Genomic DNA, 20,865 nt, shown 5'->3' with positions numbered 1-20,865 from the left:
TGGCCCCAACGGCGGTCTTGCCGTGTGGATCCCCACCCCCACCCCCGACCCCTCCCCGCAAGGGGGAGGGGAGCGCACCATCTTCGTGGCGCCAGCTCCATTCGATCACGAGAGGCCGTCCATGGCAGCTGACCACGACTGAAATCGCCATGGCCCCCCGTCTCGAAAATTTCCGCCGCATCGTCGTCAAGGTCGGATCGTCGCTGCTGGTCGATTCCGAGGCCGGCGAAGTCCGCGCCGCCTGGCTGACGGCGCTGGCGGCCGATATCGCGCGGCTGCATGGCCGCGGCTGTGAGGTGCTGGTGGTATCGTCCGGCTCGATCGCGCTCGGCCGCAGCCGGCTGAAGCTGCCGCGCGGGCCGCTGAAGCTGGAGGAGAGCCAGGCGGCAGCCGCGGTCGGGCAGATCGCGCTGGCGCGGATCTGGTCCGAGGTGCTCGGCGCGCACGGCATCGGCGCCGGCCAGATCCTGGTGACCCTGCAGGACACCGAGGAGCGCCGCCGCTATCTCAACGCGCGCTCGACGATCGCAAAGCTGCTGGAATGGCGCGCGGTGCCGGTCATCAACGAGAACGACACGGTGGCGACCGCCGAGATCCGTTACGGCGACAATGACCGCCTCGCCGCCCGCGTGGCGACCATGGCGAGCGCCGACCTCTTGGTGCTGCTGTCGGACATCGACGGCCTCTACACCGCCCCGCCCGCGCAGGATCCCGACGCGAAGCTGATCCCGGTGGTCGAGAGCATCACCGCCGACATCGAGGGCATCGCCGGCGGCGCGGCGTCGGAATTCTCCCGCGGCGGCATGAAGACCAAGATCGAGGCCGCGAAGATCGCGACCACCGGCGGCACCCACATGCTGATCGCCTCCGGCAAGATCGAGCATCCGCTGGCGGCGATCGCCAATGGCGGCCGCTGCACCTGGTTTCTGACCCCGGCCAATCCGGTCACCTCGCGCAAACGCTGGATCGCCGGCTCGCTGGAGCCGAAGGGCACGCTGACGATCGACGCCGGCGCGGTCGCCGCGCTGCGCGCCGGCAAGAGCCTGCTGCCCGCCGGCGTCATCCGGGTCGACGGCCAGTTCGCCCGCGGCGACGCCGTGGTGGTACGCGGCCCCGACACCGACGAGATCGGCCGCGGCCTCGTCGCCTACGATGCCGATGACGCGGAGCGCATCAAGGGCCGGTCATCGCCGGATGTGGCTGTGATCCTCGGCATGTCCGGCCGAGCGGAGATGATCCACCGCGACGACCTGGTGATCGGCCCCGCGGGGGCTGGACCGGCATAGACTCATCCCGCCAGCGGTCGCAAACGGCTGGTTTCCATGCTACTGAAAGGCCTTACTTCAAGGTTGAAACGCCCATGACCGCGCCTCTCAAAGCCATCGACGGCAGCGCCGATCTGCCCCAGCTGATGAACGACCTCGCCCAGCGCGCCCGTGCGGCCGCGCGGGTGCTGGCGCTGGCGCCGGCCGAGCAGAAGAACCGGGCGCTGGAGGCGATGGAGCGGCTGATCCGCGCCCGCGCTGACGCGATCATTGCCGCCAATGCCGAGGACGTCGCCGAGGCAAAGGCCGCCGGCATGGCGGCGTCGTTCCTCGATCGCCTGACGCTGACGCCGGCGCGGGTCGCAGGCATGGCGGACGGCATCGCCGTGGTGCGCGGCGTCGCCGATCCCGTCGGCGTGGTCGCCGAGAGCTGGCAGCGGCCGAACGGCATGACCATCGAGCGCGTGCGGGTGCCGCTCGGCGTGATCGGCGTGATCTTCGAGAGCCGGCCCAACGTCGCGGCCGATGCCGGCGTGCTGTGCCTGAAGTCCGGCAATGCGGTGATCCTGCGCGGCGGCTCGGACTCGTTCCGCTCTTGCCGGGCGATCCATGACTGCCTGGTCGAAGGGCTGCGCGAAGCCGGCCTCCCAGAGGCTGCCATCACGCTGGTGCCGACGCGCGATCGCGCCGCCGTGGGCTTGCTGCTGTCCGGCCTGAACGGCGGCGTCGATGTGATCGTGCCGCGCGGGGGAAAAAGTCTCGTTGCGCGCGTTGAGGCCGAGGCGCGGGTGCCGGTGTTCGCGCATCTCGAAGGCGTCAACCACGTCTATGTCGACGGCGCCGCCGATCTCGAAATGGCGAAGTCGATCGTGCTGAACGCCAAGATGCGCCGCACCGGCGTCTGCGGCGCCGCCGAGACCCTGCTGATCGATCGGGCGTCACAGGACAAGATCAAGCCGCTGGTCGACATGCTGCTCGGCGCCGGCTGCGAGGTGCGCGGCGACGACGCCGTGCGGGCGGCCGACGCGCGCGTGAAGCCGGCCAGCAATGAGGACTGGGACACCGAATATCTCGACGCAATCATTGCCGCGAAGGTGGTCGACGGCGTCGACGGCGCGATTGCGCATATCCACGCGCACGGCTCCCACCACACCGATGCGATCGTGACCGCGGACAATGCCGCCGCCGACAAGTTTCTCAACGAGGTCGACTCCGCGATCGTGCTGCACAACGCCTCGACGCAGTTCGCCGATGGCGGCGAGTTCGGCTTCGGCGCGGAGATCGGCATCGCTACGGGAAAGTTCCATGCGCGCGGGCCGGTGGGCGTCGAGCAGTTGACGAGCTTCAAATACCGCATCCACGGCAGCGGTCAGACGCGGCCATGACCGCCGCATCCCGTGGTTGAGTTGCGAGAGCAGCAGGCGGTGACAGACGTGAGCGACGACGCCGCCAAGCGCCTTGCGATCCGCCAGGCGCTGCCGCCCTCCAGCGACGGCATGCGCATCGGCCTGCTCGGCGGCTCGTTCAACCCGCCGCACCAGGCGCACCGCGCGATCAGCCTGTTCGCGCTGAAGCGGTTGCAGCTCGATCGCGTGTGGTGGCTGGTAACGCCAGGCAATCCGCTCAAGGACGTCAGCGGGTTGCATGCGCTGGCCGAACGCGCCGCTGCAGCGCGCAAGGTCGCCGCCGATCCGCGCATCGAGATCAGCTGTCTCGAATCCGTCATTGGCACCCGCTACACTGCGGACACCATCGACTATCTGCGCCGGCGTGCCTCGCGCCTGCGCTTCGTGTGGATCATGGGCGCCGACAATCTCGCGCAGTTCCATCGCTGGCAGAAGTGGCAGCACATCGCGGCCCAGGTTCCCATTGCCGTGGTCGATCGCCCGCCGCGCAGCTTTCGCGCCCTGAATGCCCCGGCCGCTCGCGCGTTGGCGCGGTATCGCATTCCTGAGGCGCAAGCCAGTCAGCTCGCGAGCCGCTCAGCGCCTGCCTGGGTTTACCTGACGGGACTGAAAATGAGCCTGTCGTCGACCGGGTTGAGGAACCCGGACGGCAGCTGGAAGTCGTTCTGAGATGCGAGCCGGCTCACGGCGGCGGCATCGGATATGCATGGAACTCCAGGTCCCGCGCTGGTCCGAGGCGGGACATTCAGCCAAGAGTTCGGACCAAGCTACCGGGGGACTGGATTGTTGAAACCATTAACCCCACATGCCTAGTATGGTCAGCAGGCCGGGATGGATTCGGCCTGCGATACAGTGAAAGGAATGGTCCCTGACCACATCTGTATTGTCCCAGTCGGCCTTACCCAAGACCAAGGCAACGACGACCAAGTCAACTGCGACAAAGTCCACTGCCAAGTCTGCGCGTAACGCTTCGACCCCTGATGCGGCCTTGCAGGCGCGACCCGACGCCGACAAGCCTGACGCGGATAAGACTCTGCGCACGATCCTCTCCCGCCTCGAGGACATGAAGGCGGAAGAGACGGTCACCATCGATCTTCACGGCAAATCGGCGTACTCCGACTACCTGGTCATCACCACGGGCCGCTCGAACCGGCACGTCGGATCGATCGCGGAGAACGTCGCCAAGGGCCTGAAGGAAGCCGGAGCCAAGAAGGTCCACATCGAGGGCCTGCCCAATTGCGATTGGGTGCTGATCGATTCCGGCGACGTGATCGTGCACGTGTTCAGGCCCGAGGTCCGTGAGTTCTACAACCTCGAGCGGTTGTGGACGCAAGGGCCGAAGCCGGCGAAGACGCTGTAGCGGCAGCAGGCTGCGAATCGCGCGGTGCACGTGCTAGTGCGTGCACATGCGCCTGGTCGTGGTCGCCATCGGTCGGTTGAAGCAGGGTCCGGAGCGGGAGCTCGCGGAGCGTTACCGCGAGCGTTTCGACGACATCGGCCGCAAGCTCGGCTTTCGCGGCCTCGACATCCATGAAATTCCCGAAAGCCGCGCACGCGATGCGGCGACACGCATGACCGAGGAGGCCGCGGCGATCGCGGCCGCGATCCCCGACAAGTCCGTTCTGGTCTGCCTGGACGAGCGGGGCCAGAACATCGACAGCACAACCTTCGCGGGTCACATCGGGCGCTGGCGTGACGAGGGCGTCGCGGCGACCTGCTTCGTCATCGGCGGCGCCGACGGACTTTCGCCCGAATTGCGGCGCAGAGCCAAGCTAGGGGTCGCGTTTGGAGCTGCGACCTGGCCGCACCAGATCGTCCGCGTCCTGCTGCTCGAGCAGATTTACCGTACTGCTACGATCCTGGCCGGTCACCCCTATCACCGCGCTTGAATCAGGGACGATCGGAGCACAATAAGGACGTCGATGGTTTTCGCGCGGCCCCTTTGTCCATTCTCTCATCCGGCCCGCCGCGGCTGGGCGCGCCACGCGTCGCTGATCGCGCTGCTCCTTGCCCTTCCCACCTGGTCTGCGACCGCGCAGACCGGGCTGCGTCCCTCTATCACTACGACCGCACCACCGGCAGCACCGCCGACGCCCGAGCAGTTGAAGCAGCGCGAGCAGGAGCTCGAAGCCGCACGCGCCGCCCAGAAGGCCGCCGCCGAGGCACAGGAGCGCCTGAAAGCCGACATCGCCGCGCTCGGCGAGGATCGCGGCAAGCTCAATCAGCAGCTGATCGACGTGGCCGCGCAGGTGCGCAGCGTCGAGATCCGCGTCGGCGAGGCCGAGACGCGGCGGCGCGGCCTCGATGGCCGCGAGCAGGATCTGCGCACGTCGCTGGAGGCACGACGCACCGAGATCATCGAGGTCCTGGCCGCCCTGCAGCGCGCCGGCCGCCGCACCCCGCCCGCCCTGCTCGTCCGCCCGGAAGATGCGCTGCAGTCGCTGCGCACCGCGATGCTGCTGGGCTCGGTGATTCCCGAGATGCGCGGCCGCGCCGAGAAGCTGTCGACCGATCTCGGCGAGCTCGTCGCCATCCGCAAGACGATTGCGTCAGAACGCGACAAGCTCGCCACCGACCGCGACAGACTGCGGACCGACCAGACCCGCCTCGCCGCCCTGGTGGAAGAGCGCCAGCGCAAGCAGAGCTCCGCCGAGAAGGACATGGAGGCCGAGAGCGCGCGAGCCGCCATGCTGGCCCAGCAGATCGACTCGCTGCAGAGCCTGATCACGACCATGGAGCTCGACCTCAAGAGCGCAGCCAAGGCGGCCTCCACGGCGAGCCTGCAGGGCGTTCCCGTCAACGCCAAGCCGGACGCCAACGCGCTGCGCAATCCGACCCGCAAGGCGCCGGCGATCGCGTTCGCTTCGACCAAGGGCATGCTGACCTACCCGGTCAACGGCAACAAAATTCGCGAGTTCGGCGCGTCCGACGGCGCCGGCGGGTCCGATAAAGGCATTTCTTTGGCGGCCCGTCCGGGCGCCCAGGTCACAACCCCGTGTGATGGCTGGGTTGTCTATGCCGGCCCCTTCCGCAGCTACGGACAACTCTTGATCCTCAACGCGGGTGGCGGGTATCATGTCCTGATCGCCGGGATGGAGCGCATTTCCGTCAATATCGGGCAGTTTGTTCAGACGGGAGAGCCGGTCGCGACCATGGGTATCACGTCCCAAGTCGCCTCCATTCTCGCTACGAATGCGAGTCAACCAGTGCTCTATGTCGAGTTCCGCAAGGACGGTACTCCAATCGATCCAGGCCCATGGTGGGCCGCAAATGAAGGCGAAAAGGTACGCGGATGATGCGTAAGACTTCGGTAATTCTCCTGAGCGCGGCCACCGGTGCGGCACTGACCTTGTTCGTGACGCAACCGCGCGCGGTGTTGATGGGATCGACCGCGCGCGCCGCGACCTCCGATACCTATCGCCAGCTCAACCTGTTCGGCGATGTGTTCGAGCGGGTGCGCAGTGACTACGTCGAGAAGCCCGATGATTCGAAGCTCGTGGAGTCCGCGATCAGCGGCATGCTCTCGGGCCTCGATCCGCATTCGAGCTACATGGATGCGAAGAGCTTCCGCGACATGCAGGTGCAGACCCGCGGCGAGTTCGGCGGCCTTGGCATCGAGGTCACGATGGAGGACGGCCTGATCAAGGTCGTGTCGCCGATCGACGATACGCCGGCGTCGAAGGCCGGCATCCTGGCCAACGACATCATCACCAATCTCGATGACGAAGCCGTGCAGGGCCTGACCCTGAACCAGGCCGTCGAGAAGATGCGCGGTCCGGTCGGCACCAAGATCAAGCTGAAGGTCGTGCGCAAGGGCGCCGACAATCCGCTCGACATCACGCTGACCCGCGACAACATCCGCGTCCGCTCGGTGCGCTCGCGCCCGGAGAGCGATGACATCGCCTATATCCGCATCACGACCTTCAACGAGCAGACCACCGAGGGGCTGAAGAAGAGCATCGCGGATCTGCAGAACCAGATCGGCGACAAGCTGAAGGGCTACATCATCGACCTGCGCAACAATCCGGGCGGCCTGCTCGAGGAGGCGGTCACCGTCTCCGACGCGTTCCTGGAGCGCGGTGAGATCGTCTCGACCCGCGGCCGCAATGCCGAGGAAACGCAGCGCCGTGCCGCGCATGCCGGCGACCTCACCAAGGGCAAGCCGGTCATCGTGCTGATCAACGGCGGCTCGGCCTCCGCCTCGGAGATCGTGGCCGGCGCATTGCAGGACCACAAGCGCGCCACGCTGGTCGGCACCCGCTCGTTCGGCAAGGGTTCGGTGCAGACCATCATCCCGCTCGGCGCCGGCAATGGCGCGCTGCGCCTGACCACGGCGCGCTACTACACGCCGTCGGGCAAGTCGATCCAGGCCAAGGGCATCGTGCCGGACATCGAGGTCCTGCAGGACGTGCCCGAGGAGCTGAAGTCGCGCACCGACACCAAGGGCGAGGCGTCGCTGCGTGGCCACCTCAAGAACGACGGCGACGAGAAGACCGGCTCGCAGTCCTACGTGCCGCCGGATGCCAAGGACGACAAGGCGCTCAAGATGGCAGCCGACCTGCTGCACGGCATCAAGAACAGCGCCAACACGCCGGCCCCGACCGAAAAGGCCTCGGCGGATAAGCCGAAGGCCAACTGATCGGCAATCCGCCAACGTGACATCTGCTTTGAAGGGCGGCCTAGCGGCCGCCCTTTGCTTTTGGTCTTGCGGCTCCGCCGATTTACGGGCTCGCGGACACTCCGCCTGCGCCCGAATTGCTGGCGTGGTATCGTCGACCCGATTGATTCGGGAATTTCGATGACAGAGACGGCCGACGAGCTGAGCGCCCCGCTCGGACAGACGGAGAAGCGTCGCAGGCGCCGCATTCGGCTTCCCTTCACGGCGTTGCAGGCGCTTGCGATGCTGCTTGGCCTGGTCCTGGTGGTGTTCGCCGGCTTTGCGCTCTTCGGCGACAATCCGCTCGGCGGCGAGCCGGTGGCGCGAGTGGCGATCAACGACGGCGCCAAGCCGGACGACAAGCCCACAGCGGCGAAACCCGAGGCAAAGTCCGAGCACGGCGCCGCACCGGCCGCCAAGCCCGAGGGCGAGCGCAAGACCGTGACGATCATCGACGGCTCCAGCGGCGCGCGCCAGGAGGTTGCGATCGGTGGCGGGGGCGACACGGCCGAGCCGGGATCGGCCGCGCCGGCCGGCGCCATGCCGCCCGGCGTCGATCCGCGCCTGCTGGAGAAGTCGCGCTACGGCATGATCCCCGTGATGGCCGACGGGCTGAAGCCGTTCACGGCCTATGCGGCGGATGCCGACCGGGCCAAGGCGGCGCGGATGCCGGCCGTCGCGATCGTCATCGGCGGACTCGGCGTCGGCGCCGCCAAGACCGTCGACGCGATCATGAAGCTGCCGCCGGCGGTGACCCTGGCGTTCACGCCATACGGCTCCGATCCGACCAAGCTCGCCGAGCGCGCCCGCACGCAGCGCCATGAAATCCTGCTGCAGGTCCCGATGGAGCCCTACGACTATCCGGACAACGATCCGGGCCCGCAAACGCTGCTCGCCACGCTGGGACCGGACCAGAACATCGACCGCCTGTTCTGGCACATGAGCCGGCTGCAGGGGTATGTCGGCATCGGCAATTTCATGGGCGCGCGGTTCGTCGCGACCGAGACCGCGATGCAGCCGATCGTCAACGAGGCCGCCAAGCGCGGTCTCGCGCTGTTCGACGACGGCGCCGCGCCGCGCAGCGTGGCCGGGTCGCTGGCGACCGGGCGCTCCGTTCCGTTCGCGAAGGGCGACGTCGCCATCGATGCGGTGCCGACCGCGGTCGAGATCGACAATGCGCTGGCCAAGCTCGAGAGCCTCGCCAAGGAGCGCGGAGTCGCGGTCGGCACGGCGTCGGCCCTGCCGGTCTCGATCGACCGGATCGGCACCTGGATCAAGGGCCTGGACCGCAAGGGCATCCTGCTGGTGCCATTGACAACCGCGATGCTGAAATCAAAATCCAACTGAACGAGCGTACGCTGCCGCGGCGGCGACGTGACGCGGGGTCTGTCGCGATGGCGCGGGGCAACGCAGGAAGGCCGAGACGGAATGACGCGCTACGAGGACCTGCCCTACCGCACCTGCGTCGGCATTGCGCTGATCAACTCGGAAGGGCTTGTGTTCATCGGTCGCCGTGCCGGCGGCATCGAACATGTCGACGACACCCATGTCTGGCAGATGCCGCAGGGCGGCGTCGACCCCGGCGAGGATGCCTGGGAAGCCGCGAAGCGCGAACTCTATGAGGAGACCAGCGTCCGCTCGGTCGAGAAGCTTGCCGAAATCGACGACTGGCTGACCTATGACATTCCACGAACCGTGGCCGGCCGGGCGTGGAAGGGGCGCTATCGCGGCCAGCGTCAGAAATGGTTCGCGCTGCGCTTTACCGGCAAGGATTCCGAGATCGACGTCGAGCGTCCCGGCGGCGGCCATCACAAGGCCGAGTTCATCACCTGGCGGTGGGAGCCGCTGCAGAACCTGCCGACGCTGATCGTGCCGTTCAAACGGCCGGTCTATGAGCGGGTGGCCAAGGAGTTCGCGACGCTGGCGGGCGGCTGATCAGCCGGAGCCAGGCCAGCCGGCTCGTCTGCGACGCCCCTGCACGACATCTCTGCAGATCGGCCGCGACAACGCCGTCACGCTGCGCTGCTATGCGACGCGCAGACCATGGATGCGACCATGACCGAAACCAGACCCTATCGCCCGAACGTCGGCATCGCTCTGTTGAATGCCGAAGGCCTCGTCTTCCTCGGGCGCCGTTTCCGCGACGACGGCCCGGAGATCGTCCTGCCGGGTCTCGAATGGCAGATGCCGCAGGGCGGCGTCGATCCCGGCGAGGACCTCCAGGCGGCCGCACGGCGCGAGCTGTGGGAGGAGACCGGCATCCGCGACGCCGACATTCTCGCCGAGACCGACTGGCTCACCTACGAGTTTCCGCCGTTCGAGGATCCCAACCACCGGCTCGCCGGCTTCCGCGGCCAGCGCCAGAAATGGTTCGCGATGCGCTTCACCGGACGCGAGGCGGACATCGACCCGGTGACGCCGCGCAACGGCCAACCGGCCGAGTTCGACGCCTGGCGCTGGGAGCGCCTCGCGCGTGTGCCGGAGCTGGTGGTGCCGTTCCGTCGCGAGGTGTACCGCGCGGTGGCGAGCGCGTTCGCGCATTTCGCCAAGTCTGGCGACTGATCGTTCCTTTGCTGAGGAGCGCAGGCTCTCTCCATACGTCATTCCGGGGCGCGCGCAGCGCGAGCCCGGAATCCATAGCCACAAGCCGTTATGAGGCGCGAGACGGATGTGGCGCTTGTCGTGCAAACAACTTCCGCTCGTGGTTATGGATTCCGGGCTCATCGCTGCGCGATGCCCCGGAATGACGGCGGAAAGAGCGAGAGCCTAATTATCCTCCACCGTGAACGGGCCGATCGCGATGACGCGGCAGTCGCTGTCGCGGGTGGAGCAATCGGCCAGGGCGCCGCCGATCGCGGTCTCCTCTCGATCACCGTTCAGGCCGTAGCCGGGATGTCCGGCCTTGCCGACCGCGATCGCATTCCAGCCCGACGTTGCAGCAACCAGGCGCCGCGCGACCTCCTCGCGGGCGTCGGTGGCAATCGCCGTGTGGCTGGCGGCGTGGAAGAAGCCGGTCGCCTTCATCACCGCGGGCACGGGCACCACGAAGGTGTCGTCCAGCGCCACGATGATGCAGGCCGTCCCGGCCTGTGCACCGCAGGCTTCGAGATTGCGCCGGACCACATCGTCGACCAGGTCACCACCGACGCTATAGAAGAACTGCCCCCCCGGGCCGAGCGCGATCGCCTTGGTACGCCGCGCGGTGCCGTAGTTCGTCGTCAGTCGGTCGCGGCCGGTGTCACGAATCAGCGGCATCTCCGCCGCGCTGAAGGCCCGCTCGGTGAGCGGGTCATGACGCACCCAGGGCTGGGGCGGCAAAGGCGGCCTGCTGTGCGCATAGACGACGTTGTCGCCGACGGCGTAGAGCTCACATTTGCGCGGACCATTCGAATTCTCGGCGCGCTGCTGGCACTGCTCGAGCGCCGCCGCTTTCGCCGCTTCGTCGCTGGGCTGTCCGGTGACATAGGCGCTGACGCCGTTGATCGTTGTCGCGAACGCCTTGTGCGCGGGAGCAGGCGCGTAGTCGCGCGCCAGCGCGATGCGGGTGCGCTCGCTGACGAACGGCACCGCGTCGGCTGCGAACTTCTCGATCACGGCCGTCGTCGAAGACGGTGACGGCGCGGGCTGCGACGGTTGGGGCGCCGGGCTGGGTTGTCCGGCCGTGGAAGCCGTTGATGCAGGCGTCGGCGAGGCCGCGTCCGGCATCGGCGACGTCGGCTTGGCAGACAGCCGGGCCAGCGCTTCAGCCGCGGCTTTGGCCGCGTCGCGCTGCGCAGGTTTGGTCTCACGGTAATCGAGATAGAAGGACGTTCCGGCGGCGATCGCGACAAGCGCGCCCGCGGTCACAGCCGCCGCGAGCAGCAGGCCTCGCGCGCCGCCGAGCCTGCCCGCCTTCTTCATTGGCGCGTAGGTGCCGTCCTCGCGGCGCATCGCCACGCGATAGGCGTGCACCGGCGTCGGGATGTTCTTGACCTCGCGGGCGCCCATGTCGGCGAACTGCACCGACAGCTTGTTGGCGACCTGCTCGTGCACCGCGCGCGAGATGCAGATGCCGCCGACATCCGCGAGCCCTTCGAGCCGGGCGGCGATGTTGACGCCGTCGCCGAGCAGATCGCCGTCGCGCTCGACGACATCGCCGATCGTGATGCCGATGCGGTAGCTCATCTGCCGGTTCGGCGGGAACGCCATGTTGCGCGTCCGCAGGCTTTCCTGGATGTCGATGGCGCAGCGCACGGCCTCGACCGCGCTCGGAAACTCGGCGAGCACGGCATCGCCGGCGGTGTTGAAGATGCGGCCGCCGGCACGCGCGATGAAGTCGTCGACGACCTCGCGATAGGCCGCGAGACGCCGCAGCGTCTCCTCCTCGTCCTCCGCGACGAGGCGCGAGTAGCCGGCAATGTCGGCGGCGAAGATCGCCGCGATCTTGCGCTTCAGGACGGTCTGCTCTGCCATGTCACCACGCCCGCTCGAACGGCCGGGAGCATGCAATCAGATCTGTGAGCACGCAACCCGCATCCCTTGAAGTAGTCATCGCCGGGCGCGGCACGTTCGAACCGGCAAACGAAAATGGCCGGGCAGAGCCCGGCCATGAACATCCGTTCAGATCCAGCTGATCGATCAGTGCAGCGCCGTGGTGTTGAGCTGCTGCTGGATCGTCTTGAAGTGGTCGAGCCGCTCGATCGCGCGATCGAGCTCGTTGCCCTGCTTCTCGTTCAGCTTCGCTTCCATGCCGGAGATCTCGGCGGCGAAAGCGGTCTGGTCCAGCTCCTTCAGCGACGTCGCGACGTCGGCGAGGATGGTGAGACCCTTCTCCGAGATCTCGGCGAGGCCGCCGAGCACGATGATCTTCTGCTGCGTTCCGCCCGTGGTCACGGTCAGAATGCCCGGGCGCAGGGTGGCGACGAACGGTGCGTGGCCGGCGAGGACGCCGAAATCACCCTGCTCGCCGGGAACGTCGACCTGGTCGACCTCGCCCGAGAAGGCGATCTTTTCCGGCGAGACGAGATCGAAGTGGAAAGTAGCCATGAGAGAACCTGCTGATAGCGAGTGGCGACGAGCGAGTTGCGAAGGGAGCAGCGAATGGACTTATTCGCTCCTCCCCGTTCGCCAGTCGCTTAGGCCGCCTCGGCGGCCAGCTTCTTGCCCTTCTCGACCGCCTCTTCGATGGTGCCGACCATGTAGAAGGCAGCCTCCGGCAGGTGGTCGTACTTGCCTTCCACCAGGCCCTTGAAGCCCTTGATGGTGTCGGCGAGCTCGACGAACTTGCCCGGCGAACCGGTGAAGATTTCGGCGACGTGGAACGGCTGCGACATGAAGCGCTCGACCTTGCGGGCGCGCGCCACCGTCAGCTTGTCCTCTTCCGACAGCTCGTCCATGCCCAGGATGGCGATGATGTCCTGCAGCGCCTTGTAGCGCTGGAGCACCTGCTGCACCTGACGGGCGACCGCGTAGTGCTCCTCGCCGACGACCAGCGGGGAGAGCATGCGCGAGGTCGAGTCGAGCGGGTCGACGGCCGGATAGATGCCCTTCTCGGCGATCGAGCGCGACAGCGTGGTGGTCGCGTCCAAGTGGGCGAAGGAGGTCGCCGGCGCCGGGTCGGTCAAGTCGTCGGCCGGCACGTAGATGGCCTGCACCGAGGTGATCGAGCCCTTGGTCGTGGTGGTGATGCGCTCCTGCAGCGCGCCCATGTCGGTGGCGAGCGTCGGCTGATAACCCACCGCCGAAGGAATGCGGCCGAGCAGCGCCGACACTTCCGAGCCGGCCTGGGTGAAGCGGAAGATGTTGTCGACGAAGAACAGCACGTCCTGGCCCTTGTCGCGGAAGTCTTCCGCGATGGTCAGGCCGGTGAGCGCGACGCGGGCGCGGGCGCCCGGCGGCTCGTTCATCTGGCCGAACACCAGCGCGCACTTCGACTTCACGCTCGGATCCGGGTTGTGCGGATCGGCGTTGACCTTGGACTCGATGAACTCGTGATAGAGGTCGTTGCCCTCGCGGGTACGCTCACCCACGCCGGCGAACACCGAGTAACCACCGTGCGCCTTGGCGACGTTGTTGATCAGCTCCTGAATCAGCACGGTCTTGCCGACGCCGGCGCCGCCGAACAGGCCGATCTTGCCGCCCTTGGCGTAGGGAGCGAGGAGGTCGACGACCTTGATGCCGGTGACGAGGATCTCGGCCTCGGTCGACTGGTCGGTGTAGGTCGGCGCTTCCTGGTGGATGGCGCGGACGTTGTCGGCCTTGACCGGGCCGGCTTCGTCGATCGGCTCGCCGATCACGTTGATGATACGGCCGAGCGTGCCCTCGCCGACGGGAACGCGGATCGGAGCGCCGGTGTCGGTCACTTCCTGACCGCGGACGAGACCTTCGGTCGTGTCCATCGCGATCGCGCGCACGGTGGATTCACCGAGATGCTGGGCGACCTCGAGCACGAGGCGGTTGCCGCCGTTCTTCGTTTCCAGCGAGTTGAGAATTGCGGGCAGGTGACCTTCGAACTGAACGTCGACGACAGCGCCGATCACCTGGGTGACGCGACCGATCTGGTTGGCTGCGGTAGCCATCTCATCTCTCTCCTTACGATCCGAATTTCAGGCGCGGTCGGTTGGACCGCGAATATTGAACGTGTTGGCTTCCAGCGGGCGCTGCGCGGTCAGACCGCCTCGGCGCCCGAAATGATTTCGATCAGTTCCTTGGTGATCATCGCCTGACGCGTGCGGTTGTAGACCAGCGTCTGCTTGCGGATCATCTCACCGGCGTTGCGCGTGGCGTTGTCCATCGCCGACATCTGCGCGCCGTAGAACGAGGCGTTGTTCTCGAGCAGCGCGCGGAAGATCTGGACGCCGACGTTGCGCGGCAGCAGCGCGGAGAGGATCTCGTCCTCCTCCGGCTCATACTCGTAGAGCGCGACCGGCGCGGCGTTGGCGGCGGGCGCCTCGACCACCAGCGGAATGATCTGCTGGGCGGTCGGGATCTGCGCGATCACCGACTTGAAGCGCGAATAGAACAGCGTGCAGACGTCGAACTCGCCGGCGTCGAAGCGGGAGATCACCTGCTTGGCGATCTCCTCGGCGTTGACGAAGCCGATCTGGCGCACCGAGCGCAGGTCGACATGGGCGATGATCTGCTTCTCGAACTGGCGGCGGAGCTGCTCATAGCCCTTGCGGCCGACGCAGAAGAACTTCACTTCCTTGCCCTGGTTCATCAGGGCCAGCGCGCGCTCGCGTGCCAAGCGCACGATCGACGAGTTGAACGCGCCGGACAGGCCGCGCTCGCCGGTGCAGACCAGCAGCAGGTGCACCTGATCACGGCCGGTGCCGGCCAGCAGCTTCGAGCTCGCCGGCGAGCCGGCGGAGGCGGCCGCGATGTTCGAAATCACGGCATCCATCTTCTCGGCATAGGGACGCGCCGCTTCGGCCGCCATCTGCGCGCGGCGCAGCTTGGAGGCCGCGACCATCTGCATGGCCTTGGTGATCTTCTGCGTCGCCTTGGTCGAGGCGATGCGGACCCGCATATCTTTCAGTGACGCCATGGCTCGTTAGCTCACCCCGGCGGACGTCCCCGTGGGACCGACCGCTCAACCCATCTAAAAAATCCTAAGCGCCAGGCCGTGTGCCTGGCGTGACGTCTTGCTCCACGTCGGAACAACGTGGGGTGGCCGGTCGCCCGGCCACCGCCTCCTGATCCAATCAGGAGAAGGTCTTGGCGAAGCCTTCGACCGCAGCCTTCAGCTTGGCCGCGCTGTCGTCCGACAGATCGCGCGTGTCGCGGATCGTGTTCAGGAGATCGGCGTGCTTGCCGCGCAGCAGCGACAGCAGGCCGTCCTCGAAGGCGCGGACCTTGTTGAGCGGAAGACCGTCGAGGAAGCCGTTGGTGCCGGCCCAGATCACGCAGACCTGCTCTTCCATCTTCAGCGGCGAGAACTGCGGCTGCTTCAGGAGTTCGGTCAGGCGCGAACCGCGGTTCAGCAGGCGCTGGGTCGCGGCGTCGAGGTCGGAGCCGAACTGCGCGAAGGCCGCCATTTCGCGGTACTGCGCCAGCTCGCCCTTGATCTTGCCGGCGACCTTCTTCATCGCCTTGGTCTGCGCCGACGAGCCGACGCGCGACACCGACAGACCGACGTTCACGGCGGGACGGATACCCTGGAAGAACAGGTCGGTCTCCAGGAAGATCTGGCCGTCGGTGATCGAGATGACGTTGGTCGGGATGTAGGCCGACACGTCGTTGGCCTGGGTTTCGATGACCGGCAGAGCGGTCAGCGAGCCGGCGCCCTGGGTCTCGTTCAGCTTGGCGGCGCGCTCGAGCAAGCGGGAGTGCAGATAGAACACGTCGCCCGGATAGGCTTCGCGGCCCGGCGGGCGGCGCAGCAGCAGCGACATCTGGCGGTAGGCGACGGCCTGCTTCGACAGATCGTCATAGATGATGACGGCGTGCATGCCGTTGTCGCGGAAGTACTCGCCCATGGTGCAGCCGGTGAACGGCGCGAGGTACTGCATCGGGGCCGGATCGGACGCGGTCGCGGCGACCACGATCGAGTATTCCAGCGCGCCCTGCTCTTCCAGCACCTTCACGAACTGGGCGACGGTCGAACGCTTCTGACCGACGGCCACGTAGACGCAGTACAGCTTGATCTTCTCGTCAGGCTGGGCGTTGAGCGGCTTCTGGTTCAGGATGGTGTCGAGCGCGATCGCGGTCTTGCCGGTCTGGCGGTCGCCGATGATCAGCTCGCGCTGGCCGCGGCCGATCGGGATCAGAGCGTCGATCGCCTTCAGGCCGGTGGCCATCGGCTCGTTGACCGACTTGCGCGGAATGATGCCCGGCGCCTTGACGTCCACGCGCTTGCGCTCGGTGAACTGGATCGGGCCCTTGCCGTCGATCGGGTTGCCGAGGGCGTCGACGACGCGGCCGAGCAGGCCCTTGCCGACCGGCGCGTCCACGATGGCGCGGGTGCGCTTGACGGTCTGGCCTTCCTTGATCTCGCGGTCGGCGCCGAAGATGACGACGCCGACATTGTCGGTCTCGAGGTTCAGCGCCATGCCGCGGGTGCCGTTCTCGAACTCGACCATTTCACCGGCCTGGACGTTGTCGAGACCGTAGACGCGGGCGATACCGTCACCGACGGACAGCACCTGTCCGACTTCGGTGACTTCGGCTTCCTGCCCGAAATTCTTGATCTGGTCCTTGAGGATCGCGGAAATTTCCGCGGCGCGGATGTCCATCAGCCTGCCTCTTTCATCGCGTGCTTGATCGAGTTGAGTTTGGTGCGAAGCGAACTGTCGATCATCCGGCTGCCGAGCTTGACGACGAGCCCGCCGATGATCGCTGGATCCACTTTCACGTTGAGCGCAACGTCCTTGCCGGTCACCGTCTTCAGTGAGGCCTTCAAGGCGTCGAGATTCTTGTCGGAGATCGGCTCGGCGACGATGACATCGGCCGTGGCCTCACCTTTGTATTTGGCGACCAGCGCATTGAAGGCGCGGATCACGTCGGACACCGCAAACAGGCGGCGGTTGGTGGTCAGCACGCGCAGGATGTTGGCGGCAATGCCGGTGACGCCGGCCTTATCGAGCACGGCATTGAGCGCCTTCAGCTGCGTGTCCGCACCGAACACCGGGCTGCGGACAAGGCGCTTCAGATCAGCACTCTCATCGAGAAGGGCATTGAACTTGTCGAGATCGGCCTTGACCGCATCGACGGACTTTTCGTCACGGGCCAGCTCAAACAGGGCCGTCGCATAACGACCGGACACACCGGACACGGAGGGATCTTCAGCAGCCACAGGCGCGCTCTTTATATAAGTGCCCAACCCACAAGAGGGAAACCGGCGCACCGCTGCGGTGCAAACCGATTAAGCCCTTGGAATTCAAGCAGGACTTTGATTTTCGATCGCCGCGAGAGCGGCTTGATCACGAAAAGCGGCGCTTTGCTAACATAGCGTACGCGCAGCCGCAACAAGCGGTGGCCCGCTAATCGGCACGTTCTTGCCGCGACGCGATGAGGCGGCGCGAACGGCGAGTTCGAGTGCTGCTCACGCCATCCGTCTGACCGGCTCGGGATACCGCCTCCCGCCCATACCGTTCCAACTGTTGCTGCATGGCCGCTATGCCCGTTTGGCCTTGCCTGGTGTCCAGGTACGGCCGGGCGGAGATCGCCCGTTTTCGCCAGGATTACTTGTCAAGAGGCAATCAAGCTCAACAAGAACTTAACTCAACAGTAATTCAAAGTATTTATAAGTTAACAGAATGTTAAACAGCGAGATTACGGAATTTTCCGTGATGAACATCCGCAGTCCAAAGATAATCCAAGACCAACGGAACAATTTCTACTGCCCCATTCGTGCCTCATTGCGCCATCAAACGGCGCGCGCCTCAACACCTGACGGGGGTCCACTGGCTGCAGAACGCAGCAATACTGTTTCGAGGGACATAGATGCTGAAACTGAACAACCTTTCGGCTGGCAAGATCGCCGGCTCGCGTACCGCGCTCGCCGTTGCCGTCACGCTGATCGTCGGCGGCACCGCCACCGAAGCCTCGGCCCGCTCCAGGCACCACCACCATCATGCGCGCCACCATCATCATCACACGGCGCGGCAGGCTGCTCAGCCCGCAGCAGACTCCTTTTCCAACGGCTGGTCGAACAACTCGTCCTGGATGAATGCCAATGCGTCGGTCTCGCCGACCTCCGGCACCGGCCGCACCTTCTCCGGCATGGCGTCCTACTACGGCAACGAGTCCGGCAGCCGCACCGCCTCCGGCCAACGCATGAACGCCAATGCCATGACCTGCGCCCACCGCTCGCTCCCGTTCGGCACCAAGCTGCGCGTCACCCATGGCGGCAACAGCGTCATCGTCACCGTCAATGACCGTGGCCCGTTCATCCGCGGCCGCGTGCTCGACCTCTCGACCGGCGCCGCCCGCGCCATCGGCCTGACCCGCTCCGGCGTCGGCCGCGTCACCGCCGAGGTCGTGTCGTAAGCCACGTATCTATCCGCGCGTCATTGCGAGGAGCGAAGCGACGAAGCAATCCAGAGTCCCAACGGGGCCCCTGGATTGCTTCGCTACGCTCGCAATGACGGCGGAAAGAGCGCGCCTTGCGCTACAAGAAGCTCTGCGGGTCGACGTCGACCTCGAGCTTGAGATTGCCCTTGGGCTTCTCGGCATGCGCCAGCCAGTGGCGCAAGTAATCCGATAGATCGAAGTTGCGCGCCGATTTGAGCAGCAGCCGGAAACGGTAACGGCCCTTGATGACGGCCAGCGGCGCCTCGGCCGGGCCGAGCAGCAGCACGCCCTCCTCGCGCGGCGCTGACGCCACCAGCCGGCGGGCGAAGCCTTCCGCCGTGGGCCTGTCCCCTGCCGAAATGATCAGGCTCGCCAGCCGCCCGAACGGCGGATAGCCGGTGCGTTCGCGCGCCTCGATCTCGCTAGTATAGAACGCTTCGCGGTCACAAGCGATCAGCGCCTTCATGACGGGATGCTCGGGCTGGTGGGTCTGCAGATAGCCGCGGCCCCGGCCCTGCTCGCGGCCGGCGCGGCCGATCACCTGGTTGAGCAACTGCCAGGTGCGCTCGGCGGCGCGCGGATCGCCATTGCCGAGGCCGAGATCGGCATCGACCACCCCGACCAGATTGAGCCGCGGAAAGTTGTGGCCCTTGGCGACGAGCTGGGTGCCGATGATCAGGTCGACCTTGCCTTCCGCGATCTCGGTCAGCTCGGCGCGCATGGTCTCGATCGAGGTGATCAGGTCGCTCGACAGCACCATGCTGCGCGCGTCCGGAAACAGCGCCGCCGCCTCCTCCTGCAACCGCTCCACGCCGGGCCCGACGGCGACCAGCGACTCCTCGGCCGCGCAATGCGGACAGGTCGGCGGCCGCGCCATCGAGAACCCGCAGTGGTGACAGACCAGCCGCTGGCGGAAGCGGTGATCGACCAGCCAGGCGTCGCAGATGGTGCAGGCGAAGCGGTGGCCGCAGGCACGGCACAGGGTCAGCGGCGCATAGCCGCGGCGGTTCAAAAACAGCAGCGCCTGCTCTCCGCGCTCGATCGCCGTGCGGATATGGCCCGCGAGCCGCGGCGAGATGTAGCGGCCCCGCGGCGGCGGCTCGCGGCGCAGGTCTATCGCCTCGATATGCGGCATGTGCTGGCCGCCAAACCGCGACGGCAGCGCGACGCGCTGGTAGCGGCCCTTGCGGGCATTGACCTCGGTCTCGACCGAGGGCGTGGCGGAGGCCAGCACGACTGGGAATTTGGCGATGTGGCCGCGGACCACGGCCATGTCGCGGGCGTGGTAATGCGCGCCATCGTCCTGCTTGTAGGCCTGGTCGTGCTCCTCATCGACGACGACGAGCCCGAGATCGGCATAAGGCAGGAACAGCGCCGAGCGTGCCCCGACCACCACCGGCGCCTCGCCGGCGGCGATCGCCGCCCAATTGCGCTGGCGCGTGCGCGGCGTCAGCTCGGAGTGCCATTCCAGGGGACGTACGCCGAAGCGGCGCGAGAAGCGCTCGAGAAACTGCCCGGTCAGCGCGATCTCCGGCATCAGGATCAGCGACTGCCGGCCGCGCCGGACCGTCTCGGCCACCGCCTCGAAATACACCTCGGTCTTGCCGGAGCCGGTGACTCCGTCGAGCAGCGCGACCTGGAAGCCGCCATCGGCGGCCAGCTCACGCATCGCCTCAACGCCGGCCAGCTGGGCGTCGAAAAACTCCGGTTGGGCGAAGGACGGGTCGGGCGCCGGCGGCGGCAACGCGCGCGGCATGGCCTCGACCGTCAGCGTGCCCTCGTCGACCAAGCCATCGATCACGCTGCCGGAGACGCCGATCTCGCGGACGAGGTCGGACTTGCCGTGCAGCAGACCGTCCGACACCGCCTCGATCACGCGCCGGCGCGCCGGCGTCATCCGCTTCGGCGGCTCGCCGACCAGGCGGACGCCGAGGCGGACCCGCTCCGGGCCGAGATGCTCGCCCATGCGCAGGCACATCCGCAGCACCATGCCGCGCGGCGACAGCGTGTAATTGGCCACCCAGTCGACCAGCGACCGCAGCTCCGGCTTGAGCGGCGGCACGTCGAGCTTCTCGCTGACATCCTTGAGCCGGTTGTGCAGCCGCGGATCCGGATTGGCGTTCTCCGCCCACACCACCGCCAGCACCTCGCGCGGCCCCAGCGGCACGCCGACGACGTCCCCCGGCTTCAGCGCCATGCCGCGCGGCACACGGTACGAATAGGTGTGATCGAGCGCGACCGGAACCAGCACGTCGACCACGCCGGTCGTGCTGGTGGCACCTGGGAAAAGATCGGTCGGGCGGTCCATGCGGGCGGAGATAGCCTTGCTTGGATGGAAGCGAAAGCCGCCCGGCAAAGTTAGCGAACGGTAAAGGTCGGGGGTGCGATATATCTGACTCGACGAGTTGAGATCGAGCCTATCGCCGCGAGCGCCGCTGCGCTCCCTCTCCCCGTTCTTCACGGGGAGAGGGTTGGGGTGAGGGGCAGCCGCACGGGTGGTTCACACCGTCCCCGCGGAGAGCCCCCCTCACCCGGATCGCATCTG

Annotated in this window: 18 protein-coding genes; 11 read left to right on the top strand and 7 right to left on the bottom strand. The window is 66.9% G+C overall.

Features of this window, described 5'->3' with window-relative positions; all coding sequences use genetic code 11:
• Window positions 1-149 precede the first annotated feature (149 nt).
• From proB to BRAO375_RS08765, 10 genes are all read left to right on the top strand, one after another.
• Window positions 150-1,286 (top strand): glutamate 5-kinase, encoded by a 1,137-nt coding sequence (gene proB, locus BRAO375_RS08810; RefSeq protein WP_009027113.1) that lies wholly within the window; start codon window positions 150-152, stop codon window positions 1,284-1,286.
• Window positions 1,287-1,360: 74 nt separating this feature from the next.
• Window positions 1,361-2,650, top strand: coding sequence for a glutamate-5-semialdehyde dehydrogenase (locus BRAO375_RS08805; protein WP_009027112.1), 1,290 nt, complete (start codon window positions 1,361-1,363; stop codon window positions 2,648-2,650).
• A 78-nt stretch (window positions 2,651-2,728) separates the two neighbouring features.
• Window positions 2,729-3,340, top strand: a complete 612-nt coding sequence (locus tag BRAO375_RS08800) for a nicotinate-nucleotide adenylyltransferase (RefSeq protein ID WP_283806060.1) — start codon at window positions 2,729-2,731, stop codon at window positions 3,338-3,340.
• A gap of 319 nt (window positions 3,341-3,659) precedes the next feature.
• Window positions 3,660-4,031, top strand: a complete 372-nt coding sequence (rsfS, locus tag BRAO375_RS38520) for a ribosome silencing factor (RefSeq protein WP_283806059.1) — start codon at window positions 3,660-3,662, stop codon at window positions 4,029-4,031.
• 46 nt (window positions 4,032-4,077) lie between these two features.
• Window positions 4,078-4,560, top strand: a complete 483-nt coding sequence (gene rlmH / locus BRAO375_RS08790) for a 23S rRNA (pseudouridine(1915)-N(3))-methyltransferase RlmH (protein WP_009027108.1) — start codon at window positions 4,078-4,080, stop codon at window positions 4,558-4,560.
• Between the two features lie 33 nt (window positions 4,561-4,593).
• Window positions 4,594-5,967: a murein hydrolase activator EnvC family protein gene (locus BRAO375_RS08785; protein ID WP_009027107.1), complete on the top strand. Its 1,374-nt coding sequence runs from the start codon at window positions 4,594-4,596 to the stop codon at window positions 5,965-5,967.
• Window positions 5,964-7,310 carry a S41 family peptidase gene (locus BRAO375_RS08780; RefSeq protein ID WP_035639657.1) on the top strand — a complete coding sequence of 449 codons (1,347 nt, stop codon included), beginning with the start codon at window positions 5,964-5,966 and terminating at the stop codon, window positions 7,308-7,310. The genes BRAO375_RS08785 and BRAO375_RS08780 overlap by 4 nt, the downstream gene beginning before the upstream one ends.
• Window positions 7,311-7,469: 159 nt before the next feature.
• Window positions 7,470-8,675 (top strand): divergent polysaccharide deacetylase family protein, encoded by a 1,206-nt coding sequence (locus BRAO375_RS08775; RefSeq protein WP_009027105.1) that lies wholly within the window; start codon window positions 7,470-7,472, stop codon window positions 8,673-8,675.
• Window positions 8,676-8,756: 81 nt separating this feature from the next.
• Entirely contained in the window at window positions 8,757-9,263 is a 507-nt protein-coding gene (locus BRAO375_RS08770; protein ID WP_009027104.1) for an RNA pyrophosphohydrolase, read from the top strand.
• Window positions 9,264-9,383: 120 nt separating this feature from the next.
• Window positions 9,384-9,890, top strand: a complete 507-nt coding sequence (locus BRAO375_RS08765) for an RNA pyrophosphohydrolase (RefSeq protein WP_009027103.1) — start codon at window positions 9,384-9,386, stop codon at window positions 9,888-9,890.
• A 204-nt stretch (window positions 9,891-10,094) separates the two neighbouring features.
• On the opposite strand, the gene BRAO375_RS08760 is transcribed toward BRAO375_RS08765, so the two are convergent.
• The 6 genes from BRAO375_RS08760 to BRAO375_RS08735 all read right to left on the bottom strand — a co-directional run bounded on the left by BRAO375_RS08760 (window position 10,095) and on the right by BRAO375_RS08735 (window position 17,100).
• Complete coding sequence (locus tag BRAO375_RS08760) at window positions 10,095-11,780, bottom strand: adenylate/guanylate cyclase domain-containing protein (RefSeq protein ID WP_009027102.1); 1,686 nt, start codon at window positions 11,778-11,780, stop codon at window positions 10,095-10,097.
• 165 nt (window positions 11,781-11,945) lie between these two features.
• A complete protein-coding gene (locus BRAO375_RS08755) occupies window positions 11,946-12,353 on the bottom strand; it encodes a F0F1 ATP synthase subunit epsilon (protein WP_009027101.1) in 408 nt (135 codons plus the stop codon).
• 89 nt (window positions 12,354-12,442) lie between these two features.
• Window positions 12,443-13,885, bottom strand: coding sequence for a F0F1 ATP synthase subunit beta (gene atpD, locus BRAO375_RS08750; protein WP_006609208.1), 1,443 nt, complete (start codon window positions 13,883-13,885; stop codon window positions 12,443-12,445).
• 89 nt (window positions 13,886-13,974) lie between these two features.
• Window positions 13,975-14,853, bottom strand: a complete 879-nt coding sequence (locus tag BRAO375_RS08745) for a F0F1 ATP synthase subunit gamma (protein ID WP_009027100.1) — start codon at window positions 14,851-14,853, stop codon at window positions 13,975-13,977.
• A gap of 157 nt (window positions 14,854-15,010) precedes the next feature.
• On the bottom strand, window positions 15,011-16,540 hold the full coding sequence (gene atpA, locus BRAO375_RS08740) for a F0F1 ATP synthase subunit alpha (protein WP_008961301.1): 1,530 nt from the start codon (window positions 16,538-16,540) through the stop codon (window positions 15,011-15,013).
• Window positions 16,540-17,100, bottom strand: coding sequence for a F0F1 ATP synthase subunit delta (locus BRAO375_RS08735; protein WP_009027099.1), 561 nt, complete (start codon window positions 17,098-17,100; stop codon window positions 16,540-16,542). Before BRAO375_RS08735 ends, atpA begins: the two co-directional genes overlap by 1 nt.
• Before the next feature lie 650 nt (window positions 17,101-17,750).
• Here BRAO375_RS08735 and BRAO375_RS08730 point away from each other — a divergent pair.
• On the top strand, window positions 17,751-18,296 hold the full coding sequence (locus BRAO375_RS08730; RefSeq protein WP_009027097.1) for a septal ring lytic transglycosylase RlpA family protein: 546 nt from the start codon (window positions 17,751-17,753) through the stop codon (window positions 18,294-18,296).
• Window positions 18,297-18,417: 121 nt separating this feature from the next.
• On the opposite strand, the gene BRAO375_RS08725 is transcribed toward BRAO375_RS08730, so the two are convergent.
• Window positions 18,418-20,628, bottom strand: coding sequence for a primosomal protein N' (locus BRAO375_RS08725; RefSeq protein WP_009027096.1), 2,211 nt, complete (start codon window positions 20,626-20,628; stop codon window positions 18,418-18,420).
• Between the last annotated feature and the right edge of the window lie 237 nt (window positions 20,629-20,865).

It is taken from the genome of Bradyrhizobium sp. ORS 375 (genome assembly GCF_000239775.1).
Lineage (GTDB): Bacteria > Pseudomonadota > Alphaproteobacteria > Rhizobiales > Xanthobacteraceae > Bradyrhizobium.
Note: the sequence above shows the minus strand (reverse complement) of the source record. Positions and strands in the feature narration are given on the sequence as shown.